Origin of the sequence: Mesorhizobium sp. B2-8-5, from assembly GCF_006440675.2 — a bacterium.
Taxonomy (GTDB): Bacteria; Pseudomonadota; Alphaproteobacteria; order Rhizobiales; family Rhizobiaceae; genus Mesorhizobium.
The window spans coordinates 2,813,442-2,833,837 of the sequence record NZ_CP083951.1 but is presented as its reverse complement, the minus strand read 5'-3'; the positions used below and the strand labels follow the sequence as shown (position 1 = coordinate 2,833,837).

Below are 20,396 nucleotides of genomic sequence, written 5' to 3'. Positions count from 1 at the left end.
GCAAATCCTTCCCCCGGCACATCATTTGCCGGGCAAATTCGTCGCCCGGGTCAGCAGGATCACACCGGCCTTGTCGGCGGTGTCGTAATAGGTGAAGCCGGTCCGATTTTCCCGGCGCCCGCGCATCAGCACGGAAAGGCCATCGCCTTCAGCCTCGCTTTCGGCGGCATCCGCGTCACGGACCTCGAAGCCGATGTGGAAGACGCCCTCGCCTTTCGTATCCAGGTGGATCCGCTGCGGTGAAGGGTCGTGGCTTGGCTGGCAGAGTTGCAACTGGACATTCGGCAAATTGCAGATCCGGTACTGCATGGCCATGAAGCCCTTGGGACTCGGGACCTGCAGTTCCTCATATTCGACCAGCGGCGGGTAGGCTTCCCATGGACCGATACCGATGGAATCGTAGTAGGCCTGCGCCTTGTCGATATCATGCACGACGATGCAGACGTGATGCAGCTTGTCGAAGATGCCCATTTCCCTACTCCTTGACCGGGACGGTGTAGTTGAGCACGCGGCGCCCGCCATCGGGGTAGATGGTCTCGCCGGTGATGTAGGACGCGTCGTCACTGGCGAGGAAAGCGACCACGGAGGCGATTTCAGCCGCCGTACCCAGACGTCCAAGTGGCGTGCGCGAAAGGATCGCGCGGCGCATTTCCTCGGAATCGATGAAGGTGCCATCCATCACCATCTCCGTGGCAATCGTGCCCGGGCCGACACCGACCACGCGGATGCCGTAAGGCGCGAAGGCGACGGCGGCGGTGCCGGTCACCTGGTTCATGCCGCCTTTCGAGATCGCGTAGGTCGCGACCCGGGGATTGGCTAGCCCGGAATTGATCGAGGACATGTTTATGATCACGCCGCCCTGCCCCTGCGCGATCATCTGGCGGGCGGCCGCCTGCGTGCCCATGAACGCCCCCTTCAGATTGACGGCGAGAACCCGGTCGTAGTCGGCCTCGCTGATGTCGAGAAAGTCCTGAACCGGAGCGATGCCGGCATTGTTGACCATGATGTCGACACGGCCAAGCTTGGCGACCGCCGCCGCGACCAGCGCGTCGACCTGTTCCTTCCTGCTGACGTCCGTGACCAGCGCCAGCACGGTCTCGGGAGTACCGATCTCGGCGGCGCATGTCTTCAGCTCGCTGGCGTCGATATCGCCGAGCACGACCTTCGCGCCTTCAGCCAGGAAGCGTTCGGCGCATGCGCGCCCGATGCCGCGTGCCGCTCCGGTGACGACCGCCACCTTTCCTGCTTGTCTCATATGCGGTTCCCTCGTCATTCTGAACGGGCCGTTGCCTTGGGGCCCTTGTCTATCTTAGCGGATCACGAACGGGTTGGCGGTCTTGCCGACCGTGTCCATCCATACCGTCTTGGTCTGAAGATAGGCATCGATCGCCCCCTGCCCGCTCTCGCGGCCTATACCGCTTCTCTTGTAGCCGCCGAAGGGCGCCATATAGGAGACCGCGCGGTATGAATTGATCCAGACCATGCCCGCTTCCATCGCCGCCGCGCCTCGCAGCGCTCTGCCCATGTCGCTCGTCCACAGCCCCGCCGCCAGCCCGTACGGACTGTCGTTGGCAATGGCGAATGCCTCTTCCTCGTCGTCGAAAGGAATGACCGAAAGGATTGGTCCGAACACTTCTTCGCGCGCGATGCGCATTGAGTTGTTCACGCCGGTAAAGATGGTGGGCTCGACGAACCAGCCCTCCGCCAATTGGTCCGACGCAGGCTTTCCGCCGCCCAGCACGCACAACGCACCCTCGCGCCGCGCGATCCCGAGATAGGAAAGCACCTTCTCACGCTGGGACTGCGTGGTGATGGGCCCGACTTGTGTCTCCGGCAGCGCCGGGTTGCCCATTCGGGCGCTGGCCGCCAGCGTGATCACGTTCTCCACGAACCGGTCATGGATCTTGCGCTGGACGAGCAGGCGTGAGCCCGCGATGCAGGTCTGGCCGCTGGCCGCGAAAATGCCGGAGATCGCGCCGTTGACAGCGCTTTCCAGATTGGCGTCGCCGAAGACGATGTTGGCCGACTTGCCGCCGAGCTCCAGCGTCACCGTCTTCAACCCCTCCGCGGCTGCGCGGTAGACAGCGAGCCCGCCCGGCTCACCACCCGTGAAGGCGATCTTGGCAACGTCGGGATGGGAGACCAGCGGCACGCCGACCTCCTGCGGCATGCCGGTGACGGTGTTTACGACACCCGGCGGAAATCCGGCCAGCGCGAACAGCTTTACGAATTCGAGCGTCGAGGCCGAGGCGTGTTCCGAGGGCTTGATGACTACGGTGTTGCCCGCCGCGAGCAGCGGCGCAAGCTTCCAGGTCAAGAGCAGCAGCGGCGAATTCCATGGCACGATCGCAGCGATGACGCCGAGCGGCTCGTGGCGGGTGAAGGCGAACATGCCGGCCTTGTCGATCGGCAACACCGACCCTTCGATCTTGTCGGCGAGGCCACCGAAATAGCGGTACCATTCGGGGATGTAGCGCAGCTGCGCCGTCATCTCGGTGATCAGCTTGCCATTGTCGCGGGTCTCGATCGCGGCGATGCGCTCAGCGTTCTCGGCGATCAGCTCTGACACCCGCACCAGGAGCTTGCCGCGCGCGGTCGGCGTGATGCCGGCCCAGTCCTTCGACCGGAAAGCCGACCTGGCAGAGGCCACGGCTGCATCCACTTCGGCCTTGCCGCCGCGCGGGATCAGTGCCCACGGCCTGCCGGTGAAGGGGTCATAGCTCTCGAACGTGTCGGCGCTCGATTGCAGCCGACCGTCGACCGTGTTCTGGAAGCTGACCAGCGGCATGTCGGCCCTCAACAGGTGGCAAAGCCCAGATGGGCGCGAAAGCGGTTCTTGACCGCGACGGCGTCGCGCGGCGGCAGCGAGCGCGGCAAGTTCTCCGCGGTGATTTTCAGCACGAACAAGCGAGGCCCCTCTGCAGGGCGGCGCAGCTTTTCGCAGAGCGCGTCGACCTCCTCCAACGAACGCAGTTCGGCCACCTCCGCGAAACCGCAGGCGGCGGCGACCTTGTCGAAGCCGATGCCGCGGCCGGTATGGCTGGATTGCATGCCGGTCTCGCCGAAATGCTGGTTGTCCAGAATGATCAGGTCGAGTTTTTTGGGGCGCGCCACCGAAATCGTCGCCAGCGATCCGAAGGCCATCAACTGCTCGCCGTCTCCGGTGATGACCATCACCCGCCTCTGCGGTTGCGCCTGGGCAAGCCCGAGGCCGACCAATGCCGCGCCGCCCATTGCGCCCCAGAGATAGTAATTGTCGTCCCGGTCGCCGGCGGCATGCACGTCATAGCTCGGCGAGCCGAGCCCGGTCACGACCAGGGCGCCGTCGCGTGCGTCGAGCAGCCTCTTCACCGCCACTCGGCGATCCATCGTCGGCAATGTCATGTCATTCACCACTTCTTCTTGCCAAGCAGGCGCTGTCCGATGAGCACGGCGATCTGCTGGTCGGCATCGAAGGCCATCGCGGCCGCCTGCGCCACGGTGTCCACCAGGTCGGGGCCGGTCTCTGCCCGCAGCACTCTGAGGCCGATCGCCCTCAGTGAAGTCTCGGTCGCCTGCCCCATTGGCACCTGCCATGGATTGAACTCGGCCCACTCGCCGCGCATCGTCACCAGGACAAGCAAGGGAAAGCGCGCCTGCACCGGCAGCGACAGCATGTTGATGCAATTGCCGACGCCGGAGGATTGCATCAGCACGACGCTGCGCTTGCCGCCGAGCCAGCAGCCGGCGGCGATGGCTATGCCCTCCTCCTCCGTCGTCAGCACGTTGGTGACGACCTCGGGATCGGCGCTGAAGCGGCGGATCAGTGTGGTATGGCCGGCATCCGGCACATAGGACATCTGGTTGATGCCGGCGGCCTTGAGTGCGTCATAGACCTGATCCGGCCACTGCGTTTCAGATGCCGCCGGAAGAGCCGCAGAGACAACCGCCTCCGGGTGTTTCGCTTGTAGGCTGCTCGCCGTCACCTTTGGACCCCCGAGGATTGGATTTGACATAAGACTACTTCAGCTCTCCGATCCAATCTTCGTCTATTTCTTGTGATCAGATATAATGATATTAGATAGCTTATGGAGCTATCGCAGCTGCGCACCCTGATCCATGTCGCCGAGCTCGGCAGCCTCAGCAAGGCCGCCGACCGGCTGCACATCGCGCAGCCGGCGCTGAGCCGCCAGGTACGCATGCTGGAGGAGGAGTTGGGCTTTGCCCTGTTCCTGCGTCATGGGCGCGGCATGGTGCTGTCCGAACAAGGCAAGGAGGTGCTGGCTCACGCCGTGCGCGTCCTCGCCGAGATCGACGAGATCCGCGCGACCGCCACGCCCGCCGATGCGCCGCTCACAGGCGAGGTTGCCATCGGCTTGCCGCCCACGGTGGCCGACATCATCTCGCTGCCGCTGGCAGCGGCTTTCGGCAAAGCCCATCCCAAGGCGAAGCTCAGGCTTGTCAGCGCCTATACCGGCTATTTGCTCGATTGGCTGCATCGGGGCGAAATAGACGTCGCGGTGCTCTACGATCCGCGCATGGCGAGATCGCTTCGCACGCGCACGCTGCTGCTGGAAAACCTCTTTCTGATCGGCCCGCCCGCCGCCGGCTTCTCGACCGTGCGCGCCATGCCGTTCACCTCGCTCGCCGGGAAAAGACTGTTGCTGCCGAGCGTGAAGCACGGGCTGCGCATCATCGTCGAACGCTGCGCCGCCGAGACCGGCATCACGCTCGATGTCGGCGTCGAGGCGGATACCTATTCGGTGCTGAAGGACCTCGTGCGCAACGGCCATGGCTGGACGATTCTGCCGCTCGCGCCCATCCATGCCGATGTCGCCGCCGGCCTGCTCACGGCCGCGCCGTTGATCGATCCCGTGCCCGTGCGCCGCCTCATTCTTGCCTATCCGGCCGACCGGCCGGCCTCGCGGCTGGCGCGCTTTGCCGGCCAGGCGATAGAGGATACCGCCCGGGATCTTGTCGAGCGGGCCGTGTGGGTCGGCCAGCTTCTCGGTTCGGCGCCGTAAGGGTTTCAATTTCGGCATAGCTGATCACGCCTGCCTTGCGTTGCTGTCGAGATGTGCTGGCGTGATACTGGACGCCTGAGCGAGACGAAAGGCCCGGCAATTCATGGAACACTATCAGGACATTCGGGAAGCTGTCGCAAAGCTCTGTGCGCGCTTTCCCGGCGAGTATTGGCGCGCCCTCGACAGGGATATGGCCTACCCCCGCGAATTCGTCGAAGCCCTGACAGAAGCGGGCTGGCTCTCGATCCTGATCCCCGAGGAGTATGGCGGCTCCGGCCTGCCGCTTTCGGCCGCCGCTGCCGTGCTCGAGGAGATTCAGCGCGCCGGCTGCAACGGCGGCGCCTGCCATGCGCAGATGTACACGATGGGCACGCTGCTTCGCCACGGCTCGGCGGCACAGAAGCAGCGCTATTTGCCGAAGATCGCCACCGGGGAATTGCGCCTGCAGGCATTCGGCGTCACGGAACCGACCAGTGGCACCGACACCGGCGCGCTGAAGACCACCGCCCGGCTCGACGGCGACCATTTCGTGGTCAAGGGCCAGAAGATCTGGACCAGCCGCGCCGAACATTCCGATCTGATGCTGCTTCTGGCGCGCACCGCGCCGCTGACCGATGGCATGAGGAAGACCGACGGACTTTCCGTCTTGATCGTCGACATGGGCCAGGCGCTTGGCAACGGCCTAACCATCCGGCCGATCCGCACGATGATGAACCATGCCACCACCGAGATCTTCTTCGACGACTTGCGCGTGCCGGCCGAAAACCTGATCGGCGAAGAGGGCAAGGGCTTCCGTTACATCCTGTCCGGCATGAATGCCGAGCGAATCCTGATCGCTTCCGAATGCGTCGGCGATGCCAAATGGTTCATCGACAAGGCAAGCGCCTATGCCAAGGAACGGCATGTGTTCGGCCGCGCGATCGGCCAGAACCAGGGCATCCAGTTTCCCATCGCCAGAGCCTACGCCAACATGCGCGCCGCAGAACTTATGGTGCGAGAGGCGCTGGCCCTTTACGAGGCCGGCAAGAACCCCGGCGCCGAGGCGAATATGGCCAAGATGCTGGCGGCGGATGCCTCCAACGAGGCCGCCAATGCCTGCATCCAGACGCATGGCGGATTCGGCTTCGCCGAGGAATACGACGTCGAGCGCAAGTTCCGCGAGACGCGTCTCTATCAGGTAGCGCCGATCTCCACCAACCTCATCCTGTCGTTCCTGTCCGAGCACGTCCTCGGACTGCCGCGTTCTTATTAGGAGTGGTCGCTGTGAACGTCCTCCTCGTCTATGCACATCCGGAACCGAAGTCCTTCAACGGCGCCATGAAGGATCTCGCCTTCGCGACCCTGACGCGGGCTGGCCACAGTGTGGTGCTCAGCGACCTTTATGCAATGGACTTCAGACCGGTTGCCGGGCCAGGCGACATGACTGGCGAGCGCAACGATCCGGATTTCTTCAGCCTGCAGCGCGAGCAGACCGCCGCCTATGAGACGGGTCGGCTGGCGGGTGACATCAATGCCGAGGTCGAAAAGCTGAAACGGGCGGACTTCGTGATCTTCCAGTTTCCCGTCTGGTGGTTCGGAATGCCAGCGATGCTCAAGGGCTGGGCCGACCGGGTTTTCGCGCGTGGCTTTGCCTATTTGCCGGGCCGCAAATACGACACCGGCATGTTCAAGGGGAAGCTCGCCATGGTGGCCGCCACTACGGGCACCTCGGCCGACACCTATGCGCCCGACGGTATCGACGGCGACATCCTCACGGTGTTGTGGCCGATCCACAACGGCTTGCTTCGCTATGCCGGCTTCGATGTGCTGCCGCCTTTCGTCGCCTACATGCCTGGCCGCGTCGGCGACGACGGCCGCAAGGCCTATCTGGAGGCCTATCGCAAAAGGCTCGAGGACATCGACGAAACGCCGCGCCTGTTCTTCCACCCGGCTGAAGATTACGGCAAGAACGAGCGGCTCAAGCCCGGCGTGCTCGCCCGCTCTGGAGTGCAGCGTAATGTCTGACGCCGCCCGCCCGCTCGAGGGCCTGTTCGTCGTTTCGATCGAGCAGGCGGTCGCCGCTCCCTTATGCACGGTCCGCCTCGCCGATGCCGGTGCCCGCGTCGTGAAGATCGAACGCCCCGAAGGCGAGACCGCGCGCCACTACGATTCCACCGTCGAAGGTATGTCGGCCTATTTTGTCTGGCTGAACCGCGGCAAGCAGAGCGTGGCGCTCGACCTCAAGGCTGAGGAAGACCTCGCTTTGTTGCACCGGATGGTCGCCCGGGCGGATGTCCTCGTGCAGAACCTCGCACCGGGCGCGATCGACAGGCTCGGTCTCTCCTGCGATTTGATTGCACGGAAGTTTCCCCGGCTGATCGCCGTCAACATCGTCGGCTACGGGCAGGACACACCCTACGCGTCGATGCGCGCCTACGACATGCTGGTGCAGGCGGAAAGCGGCATCTGCGCGGTGACCGGCACCGCCGAGACGCCTTGCAAGATCGGCGTGTCGGCCGCCGACATCGCGACAGGAATGAACGCGCACGCGGCGATACTTGAGGCGCTGCTGGCGCGCGGCAAGACGGGCCGCGGCCGCAGCGTCGAGATCGCCATGTTTGATGGCATGGCCGACTGGATGGCGGTGCCGCTGCTGCATAACGAATATGCCGGACGCGAGACCGGCCGCTACGGGCTGGCGCATGCCTCGATCTATCCCTACCGACCCTATGCCTGCCGCGATGGCGCCGTGGTGGTCTCTATCCAGCAGAACAGCGAATGGAAGCGCTTCTGCGAGGTGGTGCTGCGGAGGCAGGATCTGTTTGCCGACGAACGCTTCGCCACCAATGCCTGGCGGGTGGCCAATCGCGCCGCGCTGGATGCCGAGATCGAACCGCTTTTCGCGGCGATCGACTGCGAGGAAGCCATTCGACGCCTTGACGAGGCCCGGATCGCCTGGGGCCGGGTCAGCGAGATGCGCGACCTTTCGCGCCACAGGGCCTTGCGCCGGATGGAGGTCGAGTTGCCGGACGGCAAACGGATCGCCGTGCCGATGCCCGCAGGCCGCCCCGAAGGCCTCGGCAAAACCCCTGTGGTTCCCGCCCTTGGCGCCGACTCCGATCGGATCCGGTCCGAATTCACGGTGTGAGGAGAGCGTCAAATGAGCCTCGATGCGAGCGCGACGCTGCAGAAATGGGTCGGGCGCACCCGCGAGGTCGACGACATCGTGACCCCTCGCCTTGTCGCCAGCTTCGAGGCAACGCTTGGCCCTCACGCGGCGCGCCGCGACGAGGCCCCGCCCGGCCTGCACTGGTGCCTGACGCCCGACATTGCCGACGCAAGTGAATTGGGCCCGGACGGACATGCCGCCAAGGGCGGGCTCCTGCCGCCGGTGCCGCTTCCGCGCCGCATGTGGGCGGGCAGCGACATCCGTTTTCTGGCGCCGATCCGCAGCGGCGACACGATCCGTCGCCGCTCGACGCTAGGCGGTGGTGACGATTTAACTATTTGAGCCAGATGGCGATAGCGGCGAGTTTGACGAAGCCCATGAAGTTGGCGAGCAGTTTGTCGTATCGGGTTGCGACGCGCCTGAACTGCTTGAGCTTGCTGAAGAAGTGTTCGATTCGATTTCGCTCCTTGTAGAGATCACGGTCGTAGGGTCGCTGGACCTTGCGGTTGCGCTTGGGCGGGATGACGACCTCGGCGCCCCCTTGCGCGATGCTATCGGCGAGGTGATCGGCGTCGTATCCCTTGTCGGCGATGGTGGCATGGGCGTCGATACCGTTGATCAGGTCGTGGGCAAAGGCGATGTCGTTACGCTGGCCGGGCGTGCCGATCAGGCGCAGGGGAAGGCCGAGCGCCTCGGTAGCCGCGTGGATTTTGGTGCTTAGGCCGCCGCGAGACCGGCCCAGGCCCTGGGCATCCGCCCCCCTTTGACCTTGCGTGCCCCGGCGGCGTGCTGGTGCGCCCGCACGATCGTTGAGTCGATCATCAGCCATTCGAGATCAGCTTCGCGGGCGAGTGCGGCCAGCATGTCGTCCAGCACGCCCATCTCGATCCAGCGATAGTAGCGGCGCTTCACCGACCGGTAATCCCCGAGCCGCTCCGGCAGGTCGCGCCAGCGCCCGCCTGACCGCGCCATCCACAACAACGCGTCGAGGAATTTCCGGTTGTCGGCACGCGGGCCACGCTTGCCCTTTCTGCCGCCCGGAACAAAGCCCTTGATCCGGTCCCACTGGTCGTCCCGAAGCGCGTCGCAGTTCATCACTGATCCCCAAAAATCAGCGTTGAATCTGATTTGCCGGCCCGTGGGAATCCCAATTCCTTAAATCGTCACTACGGCCTAGGCGTCGTCGAGGAAAAACAAGGGCGCACCGGCCGGCTTACCTTCGTCACTGTCCGTCACGAGATCTCCAATGCCGCCGGCCCCGTCGTCGAGGAAGACCAGATCATTGCCTATCGCCCTACGGAAGTTGGCATTGCGCCGCCGACGCTGCCGGACCCAAGGTCGCCCGCATCGCATGAACGGATCGTCGACGTCGATCCGGTTCTGCTTTTTCGGTACTCCGCGCTGACATTCAAAGGGCATCGCATCCACTACGACGCGCCCTACGCCACAAATGTCGAGCATTACCCCGGACTTGTCATCCACGGGCCGCTTCAGGCGACGTTGCTCATGAACTTCGCCGCGGTCATTGCCGGGCAAGCGCCACGCCGCTTCTCCTTTCGCGGCGTGCGTCCCGCGATCGGCCCGCAGACCTTGCTCTTGAGCGGAACGGCTCGTGGAAAGGGCGAGATGGAAATGGAGGTGCGGGCATCCGATGGACATGTGACGGTCAAGGCCACGGCCCAATGGTGAGGTTGATGACCTCTGTCGTGCCGCTGTTCGTACCGGGCTCACGGGAAAGGTTCGCAAGGATCGATGGCGAGATGGTCGACCGTCCGGAGCGACCTGTAGCAGCCGCCTGCTACCTGCTGCACGATTTTCTGTGTTAGCCAATGAACGAATGGCGAGCCTTACCGAAGTCGTATGGGGTCAGAAAAAAGATGCGACCCAGGCACGAAGAAGGCGAGTGAATCTGGGAGGATTCATGGTCGAAATCATCTCCAAGCGGGATGGCCCCCGGCGCGAGGACGTTCAGGTCAGGCGGCTGATCGAACAGAACCGCTCGACGATTGTGCGCCTTGCCGACCAGATCAGCAGCGGCGGCTATTCAGCATCCAGGAAGCCGCGCCAGAAACCGGAAGCCGAAGGCCTGATCATCCATGTCGGCGGTGGTTCACCGGTCGCCGCCGAGGCAGAACCATCCATCCGCGTCACCCTCAACGGCAGGGTGGTCGCAGTGGACCGGAATACAAGCCGCCAGCTTCACCATATCGGCGATGTCCGCAACCGGAATGGCGAGCAAGTCTTCGTCCTGGCGACGAAGCAGAACGGATACTTCTCGCTGGTCGACGAAACCATCGCACAAGCGCTTGCCGGCCTGGACGGGTCGCGGCTCGCGGCCTCCTACACCGAAGAACAGCTTGCCGCCGACATTGGATTGAAACTCGGCATCGCCTAACGCATCTTGCGAACCGATTATCAGGCGTCCTAACTCGCGAGACTGCAGCACAACAGCATACAGAAATACCGTGCCCCCAAAAGGTTCTGTGATGGCTGAATGAAACGCGGGATCGATACCAACCAGATGAAGACCGGAGCGCTTCCGGCGCGTGCGCCGACGGCCGCCGGACAGCTGGTATTGGATACCATCGACTATGACGAGCGCGCCACCATGCGCGCCTGGGAAAATTTCCTGTCCGATCCTCCGAAATGCGCGCGTGATCCGGTCCAGGTCCGCTCATTGATCCACGATTCCTGGTTCCGCAGCGCTACTGGCGGGATAAATGCGCAGGGCGTCGAAGCGCCGCTCAACAGCAACCGCGACGAGATCGAGTATCTGACCCGCGCCAACGCCGAGCTGCTTTCGGCGGCGCGGCGGCCGTTCGCCTCTCTCGGCCCACTGCTGGAAGGGACGGGAGCGATGCTGGTGCTCGCCGACAGCGACGGCGTGCTGATCGAAGCCATCGGTGACAAGAAGACCCTGCATGATGGCATGGACATCCATCTCGCCATCGGCGGCAAATGGAACGAGGGCGCCGTCGGAACCAACGGCATCGGCACCGCGCTGTGGACCGGCGAACCGATCTTCGTCCACGCGGCCGAGCATTTCTGCGCTGGCATCAAAGGCTGGACCTGCGCCGGCGCACCGATCCGCGACCCGCTGGACGGGAAGATCGTCGGCGTCGTCGACCTGTCGGGCTATTCGCCGATCTTCCGTCCCCACAACACCGCGCTTGTCGCCGCCACTGCCAGGCAGATCGAAAAGGCGCTGGCCGAGCAGCAGCAGGAACAGCGCACCCGCCTGCTCGAAGCCTTCATTTCCTCCGCACCCGGTTACCGCGGAAAAGACGGGCTGGTGATCGTCGACCACCGTGGCCGAGCGATCTTCTGCAACAACGTGCCCAATGGCGATACAGCCGAGATGACGGACGGCCCGATGGAGCCGGGCCGCGGTCGCTGGCTCATGAACCTGCCGGCGTCCGGCTCCGACAACGATCTCGCCAAGGCACTCCCGGCGCATCTGAGGTCTTGCCACATCACGCCGCTGAAGCTGGACGGGAACCTAAGTGGGGCGGCCCTGGTGTTCCCGGCAGCGCCAATCGTTTCGGGCGTGGCGGCGATCAACCGCGAGGCGGACAAGCGGCTGCAGGCTGCGACGTCGATGATCGTCGGCGAGAGCGAGAAGGTGCTGGCCGCCGTCGACGTCGCTTCCCGCGTGGCCCGGTCGAGCGGTGTAACGTCGTTGCTGATAGAAGGCGAAACCGGCGTGGGCAAAGAGCTGTTTGCCCGGCTTGTCCATGCTGGCAGCCAGCGCAGCGACACCGATCCGTTTGTCGCGTTGAATTGCGGCGCCATCACCAGGGAGTTGTTTGGCAGCGAGTTGTTCGGCCATGTGGCCGGCGCCTTTACCGGTGCCTCACGTGACGGCAAGGCAGGCGTTTTCGAACAAGCCAATGGTGGCGTGCTCAGCCTCGACGAGATTGGTGAGTTGCCGCTCGAGATCCAGCCGTTCTTGCTGCGCGTGCTGGAAGAGCGTGTGGTTCATCGCATCGGCGACAGCAGGGGACGGCCGGTGGACGTCCGCCTGGTCGCCTCGACCAACCGCGATCTCAAGCAGGAAGTCGCGGCCGGGCGCTTCCGCAGCGATCTCTACTACCGCATTGGGGCCGTTTCGATCCGTGTCCCTGCCCTGCGCGAACGTGGCGAGGACGTGCTGTTGCTGGTCGAGCATTTCAACCGCCAGATTGCTGCCAAGGCAGGCAACGATCCGTTGCAATTTTCAACCCAAGCGCTCGACGCGCTGCTTGCCTACCGCTGGCCGGGCAACGTACGTGAACTGAAAAACATGATGGAGCGCCTGCATATTCTGGCGCGCGACAGCGGCATCGACCTCCAGGATCTCCCCTCGGAAATCACGACGGGCCACGGCAGCGGCACGATGCAAAGCGATAATCCCGCGGCCATGCTCGAGGCACCCGTTTGCACATTCGAGGATGCCGAGCGGCAGGCGATCAGGAACGCGCTTGCCGCAGAGGGCGGGAACTTGAGCAAAGTCGCCCTTAGGCTCGGCATTTCCCGGCCAACACTCTACCGCAAGCTCGAGCAGTACGGCATCCGACGCGGGTTCGTCTGAGCGGCCGCAAAAAAACAACCCCATGGCATTCGCGCCATGGGATCGAAGATTTCAGTCAACGGAGAATGATGGATCGACGGCCGATCAGGCAGGCTGCGGCGCCTGTTCGCCGGAACCGATCACGCCGACGCGTAGCGCCAGTCCGGTTGCGGCAGCACCAAGGCAAGGGGCAACGATGTAGAGCCACAGTTGCGACAGCGCCGCCCCGCCGGCCCTTCTCCACATGGCATCCGGTCCAGGACTTTCTCAGGGAACGATGACGCCGCGGCCGGTGAACCGCCGGTTCTTGAAGTCGTCGAGCGCGGTGTTGATGCTGGCGAGGTTGTACTCGGTGTAGTGCATCTTCACCTTGCCGTCGGCGTTGAGCTCCATCAGCTCGACAAGCTCGGTGAAGTTGCCGACCAGGCTGCCGCCGATGTTGATCTCCTCGATAACCAGATACGCGGTCGGCACATTGATGGCGCCGCCGTAACCCACGACGAACAACTGGCCGCCCTTGCGGACCATCTTCCAGCAGATATTCTCGACGCCCAGCTCGCCGACGAAGTCGATAACCACATGGGCGCCGCCGCCGGTGATCGCCTTGACCTCCTCGACGACGTTCGGCCCGCCGTCGAGCACGAAGTCGGCGCCGAGATCCTTGGCCAGCACGCGCGCTGCCGGCTCGCGATCGACGGCGATGATGCGGGAGCCTGAAATCGCATGCAGCGACTGCAACGCGATGTGGCCCAGCCCGCCGATGCCGAGCAGGACGCAGTAGCTCCCCGGACGCAGGAGCTTCGCCGCTCGCTTGGCGGCCCGGTAGGCGGTGATGCCGGCATCGGCCAGCGGCGCCACCTCGATCGGCGTGACGTTGGCGTTGAGCTTGATCAGCGAGCGCTCGCTGGTGATGAAATACTCGGCGAAGCCGCCATTCATGCCGAGGCCGGGGAACTGGCCGTTGTCGCAGTACATGTCCTCGCCGTGCCGGCAGTTGAGGCAGATGCCGCAGGAGCGGAACGGATGGCAGATCACGGCGTCGCCACGCTTGACCGACCTGACGCCGCTGCCGACCTCCTCGACCCAGCCGGCATTCTCGTGCCCCATGATGTAGGGCAGCAGGCTGCCGTCGGGATCCATCGTCGGCTTCCACACCCCTTCGATGATATGGAGGTCGGTGCGGCACAGCCCGGCGGCGCCGACGCGCACGATCACCTCATCCGGTGCGGTAATCGTCGGCGCGGCGACATCCTCGATCTTGAGCTTCACGTTCATTTTCGGATCGTATTCGTAGAGTCTGGCAGCTTTCATCGTCGTGTCCTCTCGGTTCCGGGAATTGTTTCAGGCGCGGCCAAGCTTTTCCGCGCCGCCGCCGAGCGCCGGCCCGGCCGTCGGGTCTTCGTCCTCGGCAAGATCGCCGATCAATGTCTCGGTGGTCAGGATGAGCGTCGCCACGGACGCCGCGTTGGCGAGTGCCGTATACGTGACGCGGACGGGATCGATGATCCCGGCTTCGAACATGTTCTGGTAGCTGCCGGCGGACGCGTTGTAGCCGTAGCCGCCATTGATGCGCGTCACCTCGGTCACCACGGCCTCGGGATCGGCGCCGGCATTGGCGGCGATGCGCCACAGCGGCCGCGTCAGCACGGAGCGGACCAGGCGCACGCCTTCGGCGATGTCGCCATCGACACCGGTCGCCACCTTGTCGAGCATCGGCGCGATCTGGGCGAGCGCCGAACCGCCGCCGGCGACCACGCCCTCCTCGGAAGCCGCGCGCACCGCATTCAGCGAATCCTCGATCAGCTGGATTGTCCGCTTCTGCTCGACCGGCGTGACGCCGCCGGCATAGAGGATCGCGGTCCCGCCGGAAAGCTTGGCCAGGCGCTCGCGCAGCTTGTCCTGCTCGATGTTCGGCGGGGCGGCCTCATATTGCCGCTGCACCTGCGCACGCCGCGAGGCGATCGCATCATGGTTGCCGCCACCGCAGATGATCGAAGTGTATGACGAACTCGTCTTCACGCGGTCAGCGGTTCCGAGATCGTCGACCGTGATATCCTCCAAGCGGCCGCCGAGATCGCGGGCTATCACCCTGCCGCCGGTGATGATCGCCAGATCCTCCATCATCGCCTTGCGCCAATGGCCGTATTCCGGCGGATGCACGACGAGGTATTTGCCTGGCCCCTGCTTGCCGAGCAGCGTGACGACGACTTCCGGCGACACTTCCTCGGACACGATCAAGAGCGGCCGGTCGGCCTCGTCGGCGATGCGGCGCGCGGCCTCGAGTGATTGCGGCTCCTTGATCTTGAGATCGGTCATCAGGATCAAGGGCCGCTCGAGCACGGCCTCCATCTTCTCCTGGTCCGTGACCATGTGATGCGAGAGGTAGCCGCGGTCGAAGGACATGCCTTCGACCACGTCGAGCGTGGTCTCGGTGGTGACGCTGAAGTCGGTGGTGATGACGCCTTCGGCGCCGACGCGCTGATGCGCTTCCGCCACCAACGCGCCGAGCTTGGCGTCGGTCGCGGCGATATTGGCGACGGAGGCGAGAATGCCGTTGCCCTTGGCGGGCTTGGCCGATGCCTTGAGGGCATCCACAACCGCCGTTACGGCGAGTTCGATGCCTTTGCACAGGTCGACTGATTTGGCGCCGCGCTCATTCGCCTCGATGCCGCCCTGGATCAGCGCGTTGGCGAGCACGATGGCGGTCGTGGTGCCGTCGCCGGCGACCTCGTTGGTCTGCATCGACACTTCGCGGACGACCTGCGCGCCCATGTTCTCGAAACGGTCGTGCAGTTCGATCTCGGAGGCGATGCTGACGCCGTCGCGCGTAACGATCGGCGTGCCGATCGGCCGGTCGATCATGGCATTCATGCCTTTGGGACCGAGCGTAGGCTCGACGGCCGCGGCGAGCCGAAAGACACCACGGGCCAGCGCGCGGCGGGCCTCGGAATTGTGAAGCATAATTTTGGGCATGACTCCTCCTTCCGCCTTACGGGCGGGTTGTTGGTTGGGGGCCTCGTGCGTGGGAGGCCGTTGCTTCGGTTCTGCTTAGAGCGCGTCGCGCAGAAACGGATTCAGGCGACGCGCTCTAAGTCTTTGTTTGATGCATGTCGTTCTCCCAAAACCGCTACGCACTTTTGGGCGACATGCATTAGGTGGCCGGCGCGCTTCGCTCCGGCACGCGATCCATGATGAAGTCGACCAGCGTCGGCTCGCCGTCGATCACGTCCAGCTCCTTGTATCTTGCCTGCTTGAGCCCACGGCAAAGCGCGCCGTTGAACTCCATGTTGATGCGCACGGCGCGCAGTTCGGCGAGATGGGCATCGAGGGCCTCGGCCGAGATTTGGCGCCCCTCCCAGGTGAGGAAGACGGGGTCGCCCTGCCTTCGCGCCGGAAAGCGCTCGACAAGCGCTGTCCGGTATCGCTCCTTCTGCCTTGCCGCGTCGCCGGACCCGAGCCGGGCAACATCATACGCGGCAAGGTCCATGCCGAGGATCTCGCGATCCGTCAGCCCTTGCTTTCTCAGGGCGAGCAGCACAGCTTCCTGACGCCGCTTGAAAGCCTTCATGCTGAAGGTCTCGCGCAGCGCGCCGATATCCTCATCCCCGGCGAGTCCGGCGAATATATCGCCGAACGTCTTGCCTTCCTCGATGCCGCGATTGACCTCTTCGGCGAACATGTGGTCGTGCAGCCGGACACGATAGGCGGGCGACCAGGAGAGGTGGTCGAGCGCCTTGCGCACGCCGTCGAGCATGAGGAAGGCGAAGTTGGGTGAGCACCAGTAGGTCGGCAGGCGGAAATCGACCTCCACGCTGCCGTCACCCTTCATCTCGGCCCGCTCGACAAAGCCCATCTCGGCAATGGGTTCGTCGAGTTCCGGGTCGTTGACCTCGCCAAGGCGCCGCCAGAGTTCCTTCTCGCGGCTGTCGGAAACACTGGCGGTTGCCATGGCTTCTACTCCGCCGCGATGCTGAAGGGCGAGCTTGCGAGCGCCTTCTTCTTGGCTTCGATGTCGATGTCGTAGAGACGCGCGGCGTTCAGGCCGAGAATCTTCTCCTTGATCTCGTCGGTCAGTTGCACACCGCGTTCCGCGGCGATGTCCTGCGGGATCTGGTAGGCCCAGAATTTCTCGACAAGCCAACGGGGCGTCCAGATCGCGTAGTCGGAGCCGAACAGGATTTTCTCCGGTCCTATCCAGAACAGCAATTCGCCGATGACCTCGCCGAAATAGCGCGGGCGCGAATGGATGAAGGGAAGCGCCACCGCCAGGCCGCCATAGACGTTGGTTTCCTGCGTCGCGATCCAGCAGAAATCGTCGAGGCGCGGCAGCCCGCAATGCTCGATGATCCAGTTGAGGCCCTGGAAATCCGTCGCCGCATGGTCGACGTCATGCACGTCGAACGCGTCCTTGCTGAGCGGGATGATCGTAGGGCCCTTGTGGACGTGGATGTTTTTGATGCCGAGCTTTTCGCACAGCTCGAAGCATTTGTAGGCATCGGGGTCGGTGAGCTTCCAGCCTTTGGAGGCGCCATTCCATTCGGCCGTGTACATCTTCACGCCCTTGACGTCGTAGGTCTCCTTGAGGAAGTGGATATATTCCAGCGCCTTCTCGCCGTCGCGCGGATCGAAGGCGCCGTTGACGATGAAGCGCTCGGGATAGCGCTTGGCGACCTCGGCATTGCGCTCGATCGTGTTGAAGCCGTTCTTGTAGAAATCCTTCAGATAGGTCGACTGGACGATCGCCACGTCGTCCGGGCCGTCGATGAACAGGTCGCGGTAGAGATCGTCGGCGCTGTATTTCTCGAACTTGCCCTTCTCCCAGAGCTGTTCCTTCGGGCTCAAGCCCGTGTGATAGGCATAAAAGCAGTCAATGAACTGCTTGCCGTGGATGTTCTTCTGGTTTTCCGGGCTGCCATCCCAGAAATGGGTGTGGCCGTCGACCACGAAGATGTCCTTGCCTTCCGGTGTCCTGTACATTTCTTGCCTCCGCAGTCGTCATGTTGATAGGGCGTCGTGTTGACGGGGGCCGGCGCGCCGCGTCCGAGCGGCGCGCCGGGTCTCGGGCTTCCTCAGATGTATTCGAAGACCTCGTCCATGTTCCCGAACAGGATCACGGTGTTGTCGTCGACGCGCACCATGCGGCCATAGTGGGTGGAGGTGTTGACCTCGAAGATCTCGGCGGTCATGTCGCGGCCGAGATATTCGCTGATCTCGTCCATCTTGAAGATCAGCTTGCCGTCGCCGTCGATGCGGATCATGGCCGGCTGGTAGGTGACGATGACCCCGGGCTTCTTGCCCATGAATTCGGCGATGGCGCGTGCCTCGACCGAGTCGTTCATGGTGACGCCGCACTGGTGCGAAATCGTCTGTTCAAAGGTGATGTCCTTCATCGACTTGAAGATGTTGGACTGCGAGGCGTCGCGTGCTGCTACTGACATGATCTTTTCTCCCCTGTTCAGCGCTTGAGGCCGAGTTCGCCGAGGATCCGGCCGATCCGTTCCTCGGATTGGGCGCGAACGTCGGTGAAGGAAACCGGCTTGGAATGAGGCATCGACCAGATCGGCTGGAGGCCGGCGGCTGCCTTGTCGGCAAGCGCGCCATGCTTGTTCACCCAGCTCTGGAAGAGCTTCCTGTTTGCCGCGCCATGCTTCTCGTCGTGGGCGAGCAGGTAGGCCAGGTCGATGGTGTTGGCGAGGTTGCGCTCGTAGTCGGCTTCAGCCGCCGAAATCACCGGCGGCGTGATGAAGTCGTGGTTGGCCGCCGCCGCCTGCATCAGGAAACCGGAGCGGAACAACTCGCCGACCAGCGGCTCGAACACGATATTGATGGCGAAGTACTGTTCCAGATAGTCGGTCGTGCCCATGATGGTCTCGACCGCCTCGCGGGTGCTCTGCCATACGCCGTCCTCGAGCCAATGCTTCTTGCCGAGCTCGTCGTCCCAGCCGACGATGTCCATGCCGATCTCGGCGAGATAGAGCGTGATGTCCTGGGCGAGCCGCAGCTTGTAGGAGGAGTTGGTCAGCGTCGCATTGTTGATCATCTGCGTGTAGCCGTAGCGCTGCGCCTGCATGAGCGACGTGCCCAGGCCGAATTCGGCGTGCTTCCAAGCTCCGAGATGCGCCTGCAGCAGCTTGGCCCAGACCTTGTCGAAGGTCTTCGGCGCGCCGGCGCGGCGGGCATTGGTGATGACGCTCTGCACCATCGTCTCGATCTTCGACTGGCGCTGGTAGTGCGTGCGTTCCCACTCCTGGTCGGGAGCCCGGAAAGCATGCCAGTTCGAGCTTCTGGCGGCAGTGTTGTCCTTGATGTAGGCGCCTTTGCCGTTCGAGAACGAGATGATCCAGTCCTGGATCAGGTAGCGCTCGGGGTCGGGCTGCACGTCGACCGTGACATCCTCATAGTGTGTGGCGCGCTGGCCTCTCGGCTCGAAATACCGATATTTGCGGCTGTCCGAATCGGCGAAGATCGCGGCTCCCGCGGCTCCCGATCCTACTGAACTCGACGTTGCTACCATTGTCTTCACTCCCTTTGTTGCAGTTGCTCTGATGTTGCGCTCCGGCCCGCCTCAATGGGCGGGGACGGCGTTGGACGATGTGGTGAACCGATCGAAGAAGATGCGTTCGGTCTCGAAGCCGTTCATGAACAGCACGGGCTGCAGCGCATCGATCATGGGCGGCGGACCACAGGCATAGACGTCGCCCTGCCCGTCGACCGCGAGCTGCTTGAGCTTGGCGTCGACGCCCTGGTGGACGAAGCCGCGCTCGCCGTCCCACGCCTCGCCATTCACATGCGACAGCACCGGGATGAAATTCAGCTCCGGGTGGCGGCCGGCAAGCTCGGCGATCCTGTCGAGATAGAACAGGTCGGTAGGGGTCCGCGCGCCGTAGAAGAAGTAGACGTCCCGCTTCTCGCCGCTCTTCAGGTGATCGTTGAGGATCGACCATACCGGCGACATGCCGGAGCCGGCGCCGACCAGGATCAGGGGGCCTTGCCGTCCTTCCCGCCGGAAGCAGGTTCCATAGGGCCCGGCGACGCTGACCTCGGCTCCGACGCGGATACCTCCGGAATCGAGCTCTCCGGAGAACTTTCCTTCGGGGTATTTCTTGATGATGAAGGAGAGCTTTTGGGTTTCGTCCGGCGTATTTGCCATGGAGAACGAGCGCGTAATCGTCTCCCCTTTTTGCGTGGTGACCGTGATGTCGACATATTGGCCAGCCCAGAATTTTATCGGCGAGCCGAGCTCGATCTCGATGCCGCGGATGTCGTGGGTAAGATGCTCGAACTTCGAGATCCGGCCCTTGAACGTCTTCACCGCGATTGATTTCGCCAGAACCTCCTCGTCGTAATTGAGGAGCTCGACCTGCATGTCGGAATAGGCGATCGACCGGCACAACAAGACGTGGCCGCTCTCCTTCTCCGTGTCGTTGAGCGCGAAGGTCGAGTATTTAAGCATGTCGACTTCGCCTTCGAGCAGCACGCATTTGCAGGCCGAGCATTGCCCTTCCTTGCAGCCATGCGGCAGCGCGATGCCCTGGCGGAAAGCCGCGTTCAGGACCGTCTCGCCGTGTTCGACCTCGAACTCGACGCCGACCGGCTCCAGGCGCACCGTGTGAGCACCAGTCATCGATAACCTCCCAATTCCTCTCCGGCCCGTCCGCAGGACAGGAGATGGCCTTCCTCTGGAATGTCGCGGGGG

General features: G+C 63.7%; 22 protein-coding genes. 8 read left to right on the top strand and 14 right to left on the bottom strand.

The window, feature by feature from the left end:
• Positions 1 to 21 precede the first annotated feature (21 nt).
• Genes FJ430_RS13835 through FJ430_RS13815 form a run of 5 tightly spaced genes read right to left on the bottom strand, consistent with a single transcriptional unit; the run spans position 22 to position 3,965 of the window.
• Positions 22 to 471: a VOC family protein gene (locus FJ430_RS13835; protein ID WP_140707893.1), complete on the bottom strand. Its 450-nt coding sequence runs from the start codon at positions 469 to 471 to the stop codon at positions 22 to 24.
• Positions 472 to 475: 4 nt separating this feature from the next.
• Positions 476 to 1,255, bottom strand: coding sequence for an SDR family NAD(P)-dependent oxidoreductase (locus tag FJ430_RS13830; protein WP_140707895.1), 780 nt, complete (start codon positions 1,253 to 1,255; stop codon positions 476 to 478).
• Between the two features lie 54 nt (positions 1,256 to 1,309).
• Complete coding sequence (locus FJ430_RS13825; protein ID WP_140707897.1) at positions 1,310 to 2,788, bottom strand: aldehyde dehydrogenase; 1,479 nt, start codon at positions 2,786 to 2,788, stop codon at positions 1,310 to 1,312.
• Positions 2,789 to 2,796: 8 nt separating this feature from the next.
• A complete protein-coding gene (locus FJ430_RS13820; RefSeq protein ID WP_140707899.1) occupies positions 2,797 to 3,384 on the bottom strand; it encodes a thiamine pyrophosphate-dependent enzyme in 588 nt (195 codons plus the stop codon).
• A gap of 5 nt (positions 3,385 to 3,389) precedes the next feature.
• Positions 3,390 to 3,965 carry a thiamine pyrophosphate-binding protein gene (locus FJ430_RS13815; RefSeq protein WP_226892185.1) on the bottom strand — a complete coding sequence of 192 codons (576 nt, stop codon included), beginning with the start codon at positions 3,963 to 3,965 and terminating at the stop codon, positions 3,390 to 3,392.
• 102 nt (positions 3,966 to 4,067) lie between these two features.
• On the opposite strand from FJ430_RS13815, the gene FJ430_RS13810 reads away from it, so the two are divergent.
• From FJ430_RS13810 to FJ430_RS13790, 5 genes are all read left to right on the top strand, one after another.
• The gene (locus tag FJ430_RS13810; RefSeq protein WP_140707903.1) at positions 4,068 to 5,003 is read left to right on the top strand and encodes a LysR substrate-binding domain-containing protein; all 936 of its coding nucleotides are present in this window, start codon (positions 4,068 to 4,070) and stop codon (positions 5,001 to 5,003) included.
• Between the two features lie 103 nt (positions 5,004 to 5,106).
• A complete protein-coding gene (locus FJ430_RS13805; RefSeq protein ID WP_140707905.1) occupies positions 5,107 to 6,255 on the top strand; it encodes an acyl-CoA dehydrogenase family protein in 1,149 nt (382 codons plus the stop codon).
• 11 nt (positions 6,256 to 6,266) lie between these two features.
• Positions 6,267 to 7,007, top strand: a complete 741-nt coding sequence (locus FJ430_RS13800; protein ID WP_140707907.1) for an NAD(P)H-dependent oxidoreductase — start codon at positions 6,267 to 6,269, stop codon at positions 7,005 to 7,007.
• Entirely contained in the window at positions 7,000 to 8,130 is a 1,131-nt protein-coding gene (locus FJ430_RS13795) for a CaiB/BaiF CoA transferase family protein (protein WP_140707909.1), read from the top strand. Before FJ430_RS13800 ends, FJ430_RS13795 begins: the two co-directional genes overlap by 8 nt.
• A 12-nt stretch (positions 8,131 to 8,142) precedes the next feature.
• On the top strand, positions 8,143 to 8,493 hold the full coding sequence (locus FJ430_RS13790; RefSeq protein WP_319023010.1) for a hypothetical protein: 351 nt from the start codon (positions 8,143 to 8,145) through the stop codon (positions 8,491 to 8,493).
• Here the strand turns inward: FJ430_RS13790 and FJ430_RS13785 are convergent.
• Positions 8,486 to 9,246 (bottom strand): IS5 family transposase gene (locus FJ430_RS13785; RefSeq protein ID WP_226891851.1). Its coding sequence is split into 2 segments (ribosomal slippage): positions 8,486 to 8,907 and positions 8,907 to 9,246, totalling 762 coding nucleotides; the frame shifts between segments, so codons are not numbered across the junction. The genes FJ430_RS13790 and FJ430_RS13785 overlap by 8 nt on opposite strands.
• A gap of 33 nt (positions 9,247 to 9,279) precedes the next feature.
• Between FJ430_RS13785 and FJ430_RS13780 the strand changes: the two genes are divergently transcribed.
• The 3 genes from FJ430_RS13780 to FJ430_RS13770 all read left to right on the top strand — a co-directional run bounded on the left by FJ430_RS13780 (position 9,280) and on the right by FJ430_RS13770 (position 12,721).
• The gene (locus tag FJ430_RS13780) at positions 9,280 to 9,840 is read left to right on the top strand and encodes a hypothetical protein (RefSeq protein ID WP_226892184.1); all 561 of its coding nucleotides are present in this window, start codon (positions 9,280 to 9,282) and stop codon (positions 9,838 to 9,840) included.
• 148 nt (positions 9,841 to 9,988) lie between these two features.
• Positions 9,989 to 10,546: a hypothetical protein gene (locus FJ430_RS13775; RefSeq protein ID WP_226892183.1), complete on the top strand. Its 558-nt coding sequence runs from the start codon at positions 9,989 to 9,991 to the stop codon at positions 10,544 to 10,546.
• Positions 10,547 to 11,008: 462 nt separating this feature from the next.
• Positions 11,009 to 12,721: a sigma-54-dependent Fis family transcriptional regulator gene (locus FJ430_RS13770; protein WP_413467850.1), complete on the top strand. Its 1,713-nt coding sequence runs from the start codon at positions 11,009 to 11,011 to the stop codon at positions 12,719 to 12,721.
• 84 nt (positions 12,722 to 12,805) lie between these two features.
• Here the strand turns inward: FJ430_RS13770 and FJ430_RS13765 are convergent, their stop codons facing one another.
• From FJ430_RS13765 to FJ430_RS13730, 8 genes are all read right to left on the bottom strand, one after another.
• Positions 12,806 to 12,946 carry a hypothetical protein gene (locus FJ430_RS13765; RefSeq protein ID WP_181175577.1) on the bottom strand — a complete coding sequence of 47 codons (141 nt, stop codon included), beginning with the start codon at positions 12,944 to 12,946 and terminating at the stop codon, positions 12,806 to 12,808.
• 21 nt (positions 12,947 to 12,967) lie between these two features.
• Positions 12,968 to 14,011, bottom strand: a complete 1,044-nt coding sequence (locus tag FJ430_RS13760) for an NAD(P)-dependent alcohol dehydrogenase (RefSeq protein WP_140710491.1) — start codon at positions 14,009 to 14,011, stop codon at positions 12,968 to 12,970.
• Positions 14,012 to 14,041: 30 nt separating this feature from the next.
• Positions 14,042 to 15,673 (bottom strand): molecular chaperone GroEL, encoded by a 1,632-nt coding sequence (locus tag FJ430_RS13755; protein WP_140710489.1) that lies wholly within the window; start codon positions 15,671 to 15,673, stop codon positions 14,042 to 14,044.
• Between the two features lie 178 nt (positions 15,674 to 15,851).
• A complete protein-coding gene (locus tag FJ430_RS13750; protein WP_140710487.1) occupies positions 15,852 to 16,649 on the bottom strand; it encodes an iron-sulfur cluster assembly protein in 798 nt (265 codons plus the stop codon).
• A gap of 5 nt (positions 16,650 to 16,654) precedes the next feature.
• Complete coding sequence (locus FJ430_RS13745; protein WP_140640420.1) at positions 16,655 to 17,677, bottom strand: amidohydrolase family protein; 1,023 nt, start codon at positions 17,675 to 17,677, stop codon at positions 16,655 to 16,657.
• A 92-nt stretch (positions 17,678 to 17,769) separates the two neighbouring features.
• Positions 17,770 to 18,138, bottom strand: coding sequence for an MmoB/DmpM family protein (locus tag FJ430_RS13740; RefSeq protein ID WP_140535648.1), 369 nt, complete (start codon positions 18,136 to 18,138; stop codon positions 17,770 to 17,772).
• Positions 18,139 to 18,155: 17 nt separating this feature from the next.
• Complete coding sequence (locus FJ430_RS13735) at positions 18,156 to 19,214, bottom strand: aromatic/alkene monooxygenase hydroxylase subunit beta (RefSeq protein ID WP_140710485.1); 1,059 nt, start codon at positions 19,212 to 19,214, stop codon at positions 18,156 to 18,158.
• A 51-nt stretch (positions 19,215 to 19,265) separates the two neighbouring features.
• Positions 19,266 to 20,324 carry an NADH:ubiquinone reductase (Na(+)-transporting) subunit F gene (locus FJ430_RS13730; RefSeq protein ID WP_140710482.1) on the bottom strand — a complete coding sequence of 353 codons (1,059 nt, stop codon included), beginning with the start codon at positions 20,322 to 20,324 and terminating at the stop codon, positions 19,266 to 19,268.
• Positions 20,325 to 20,396 lie beyond the last annotated feature (72 nt).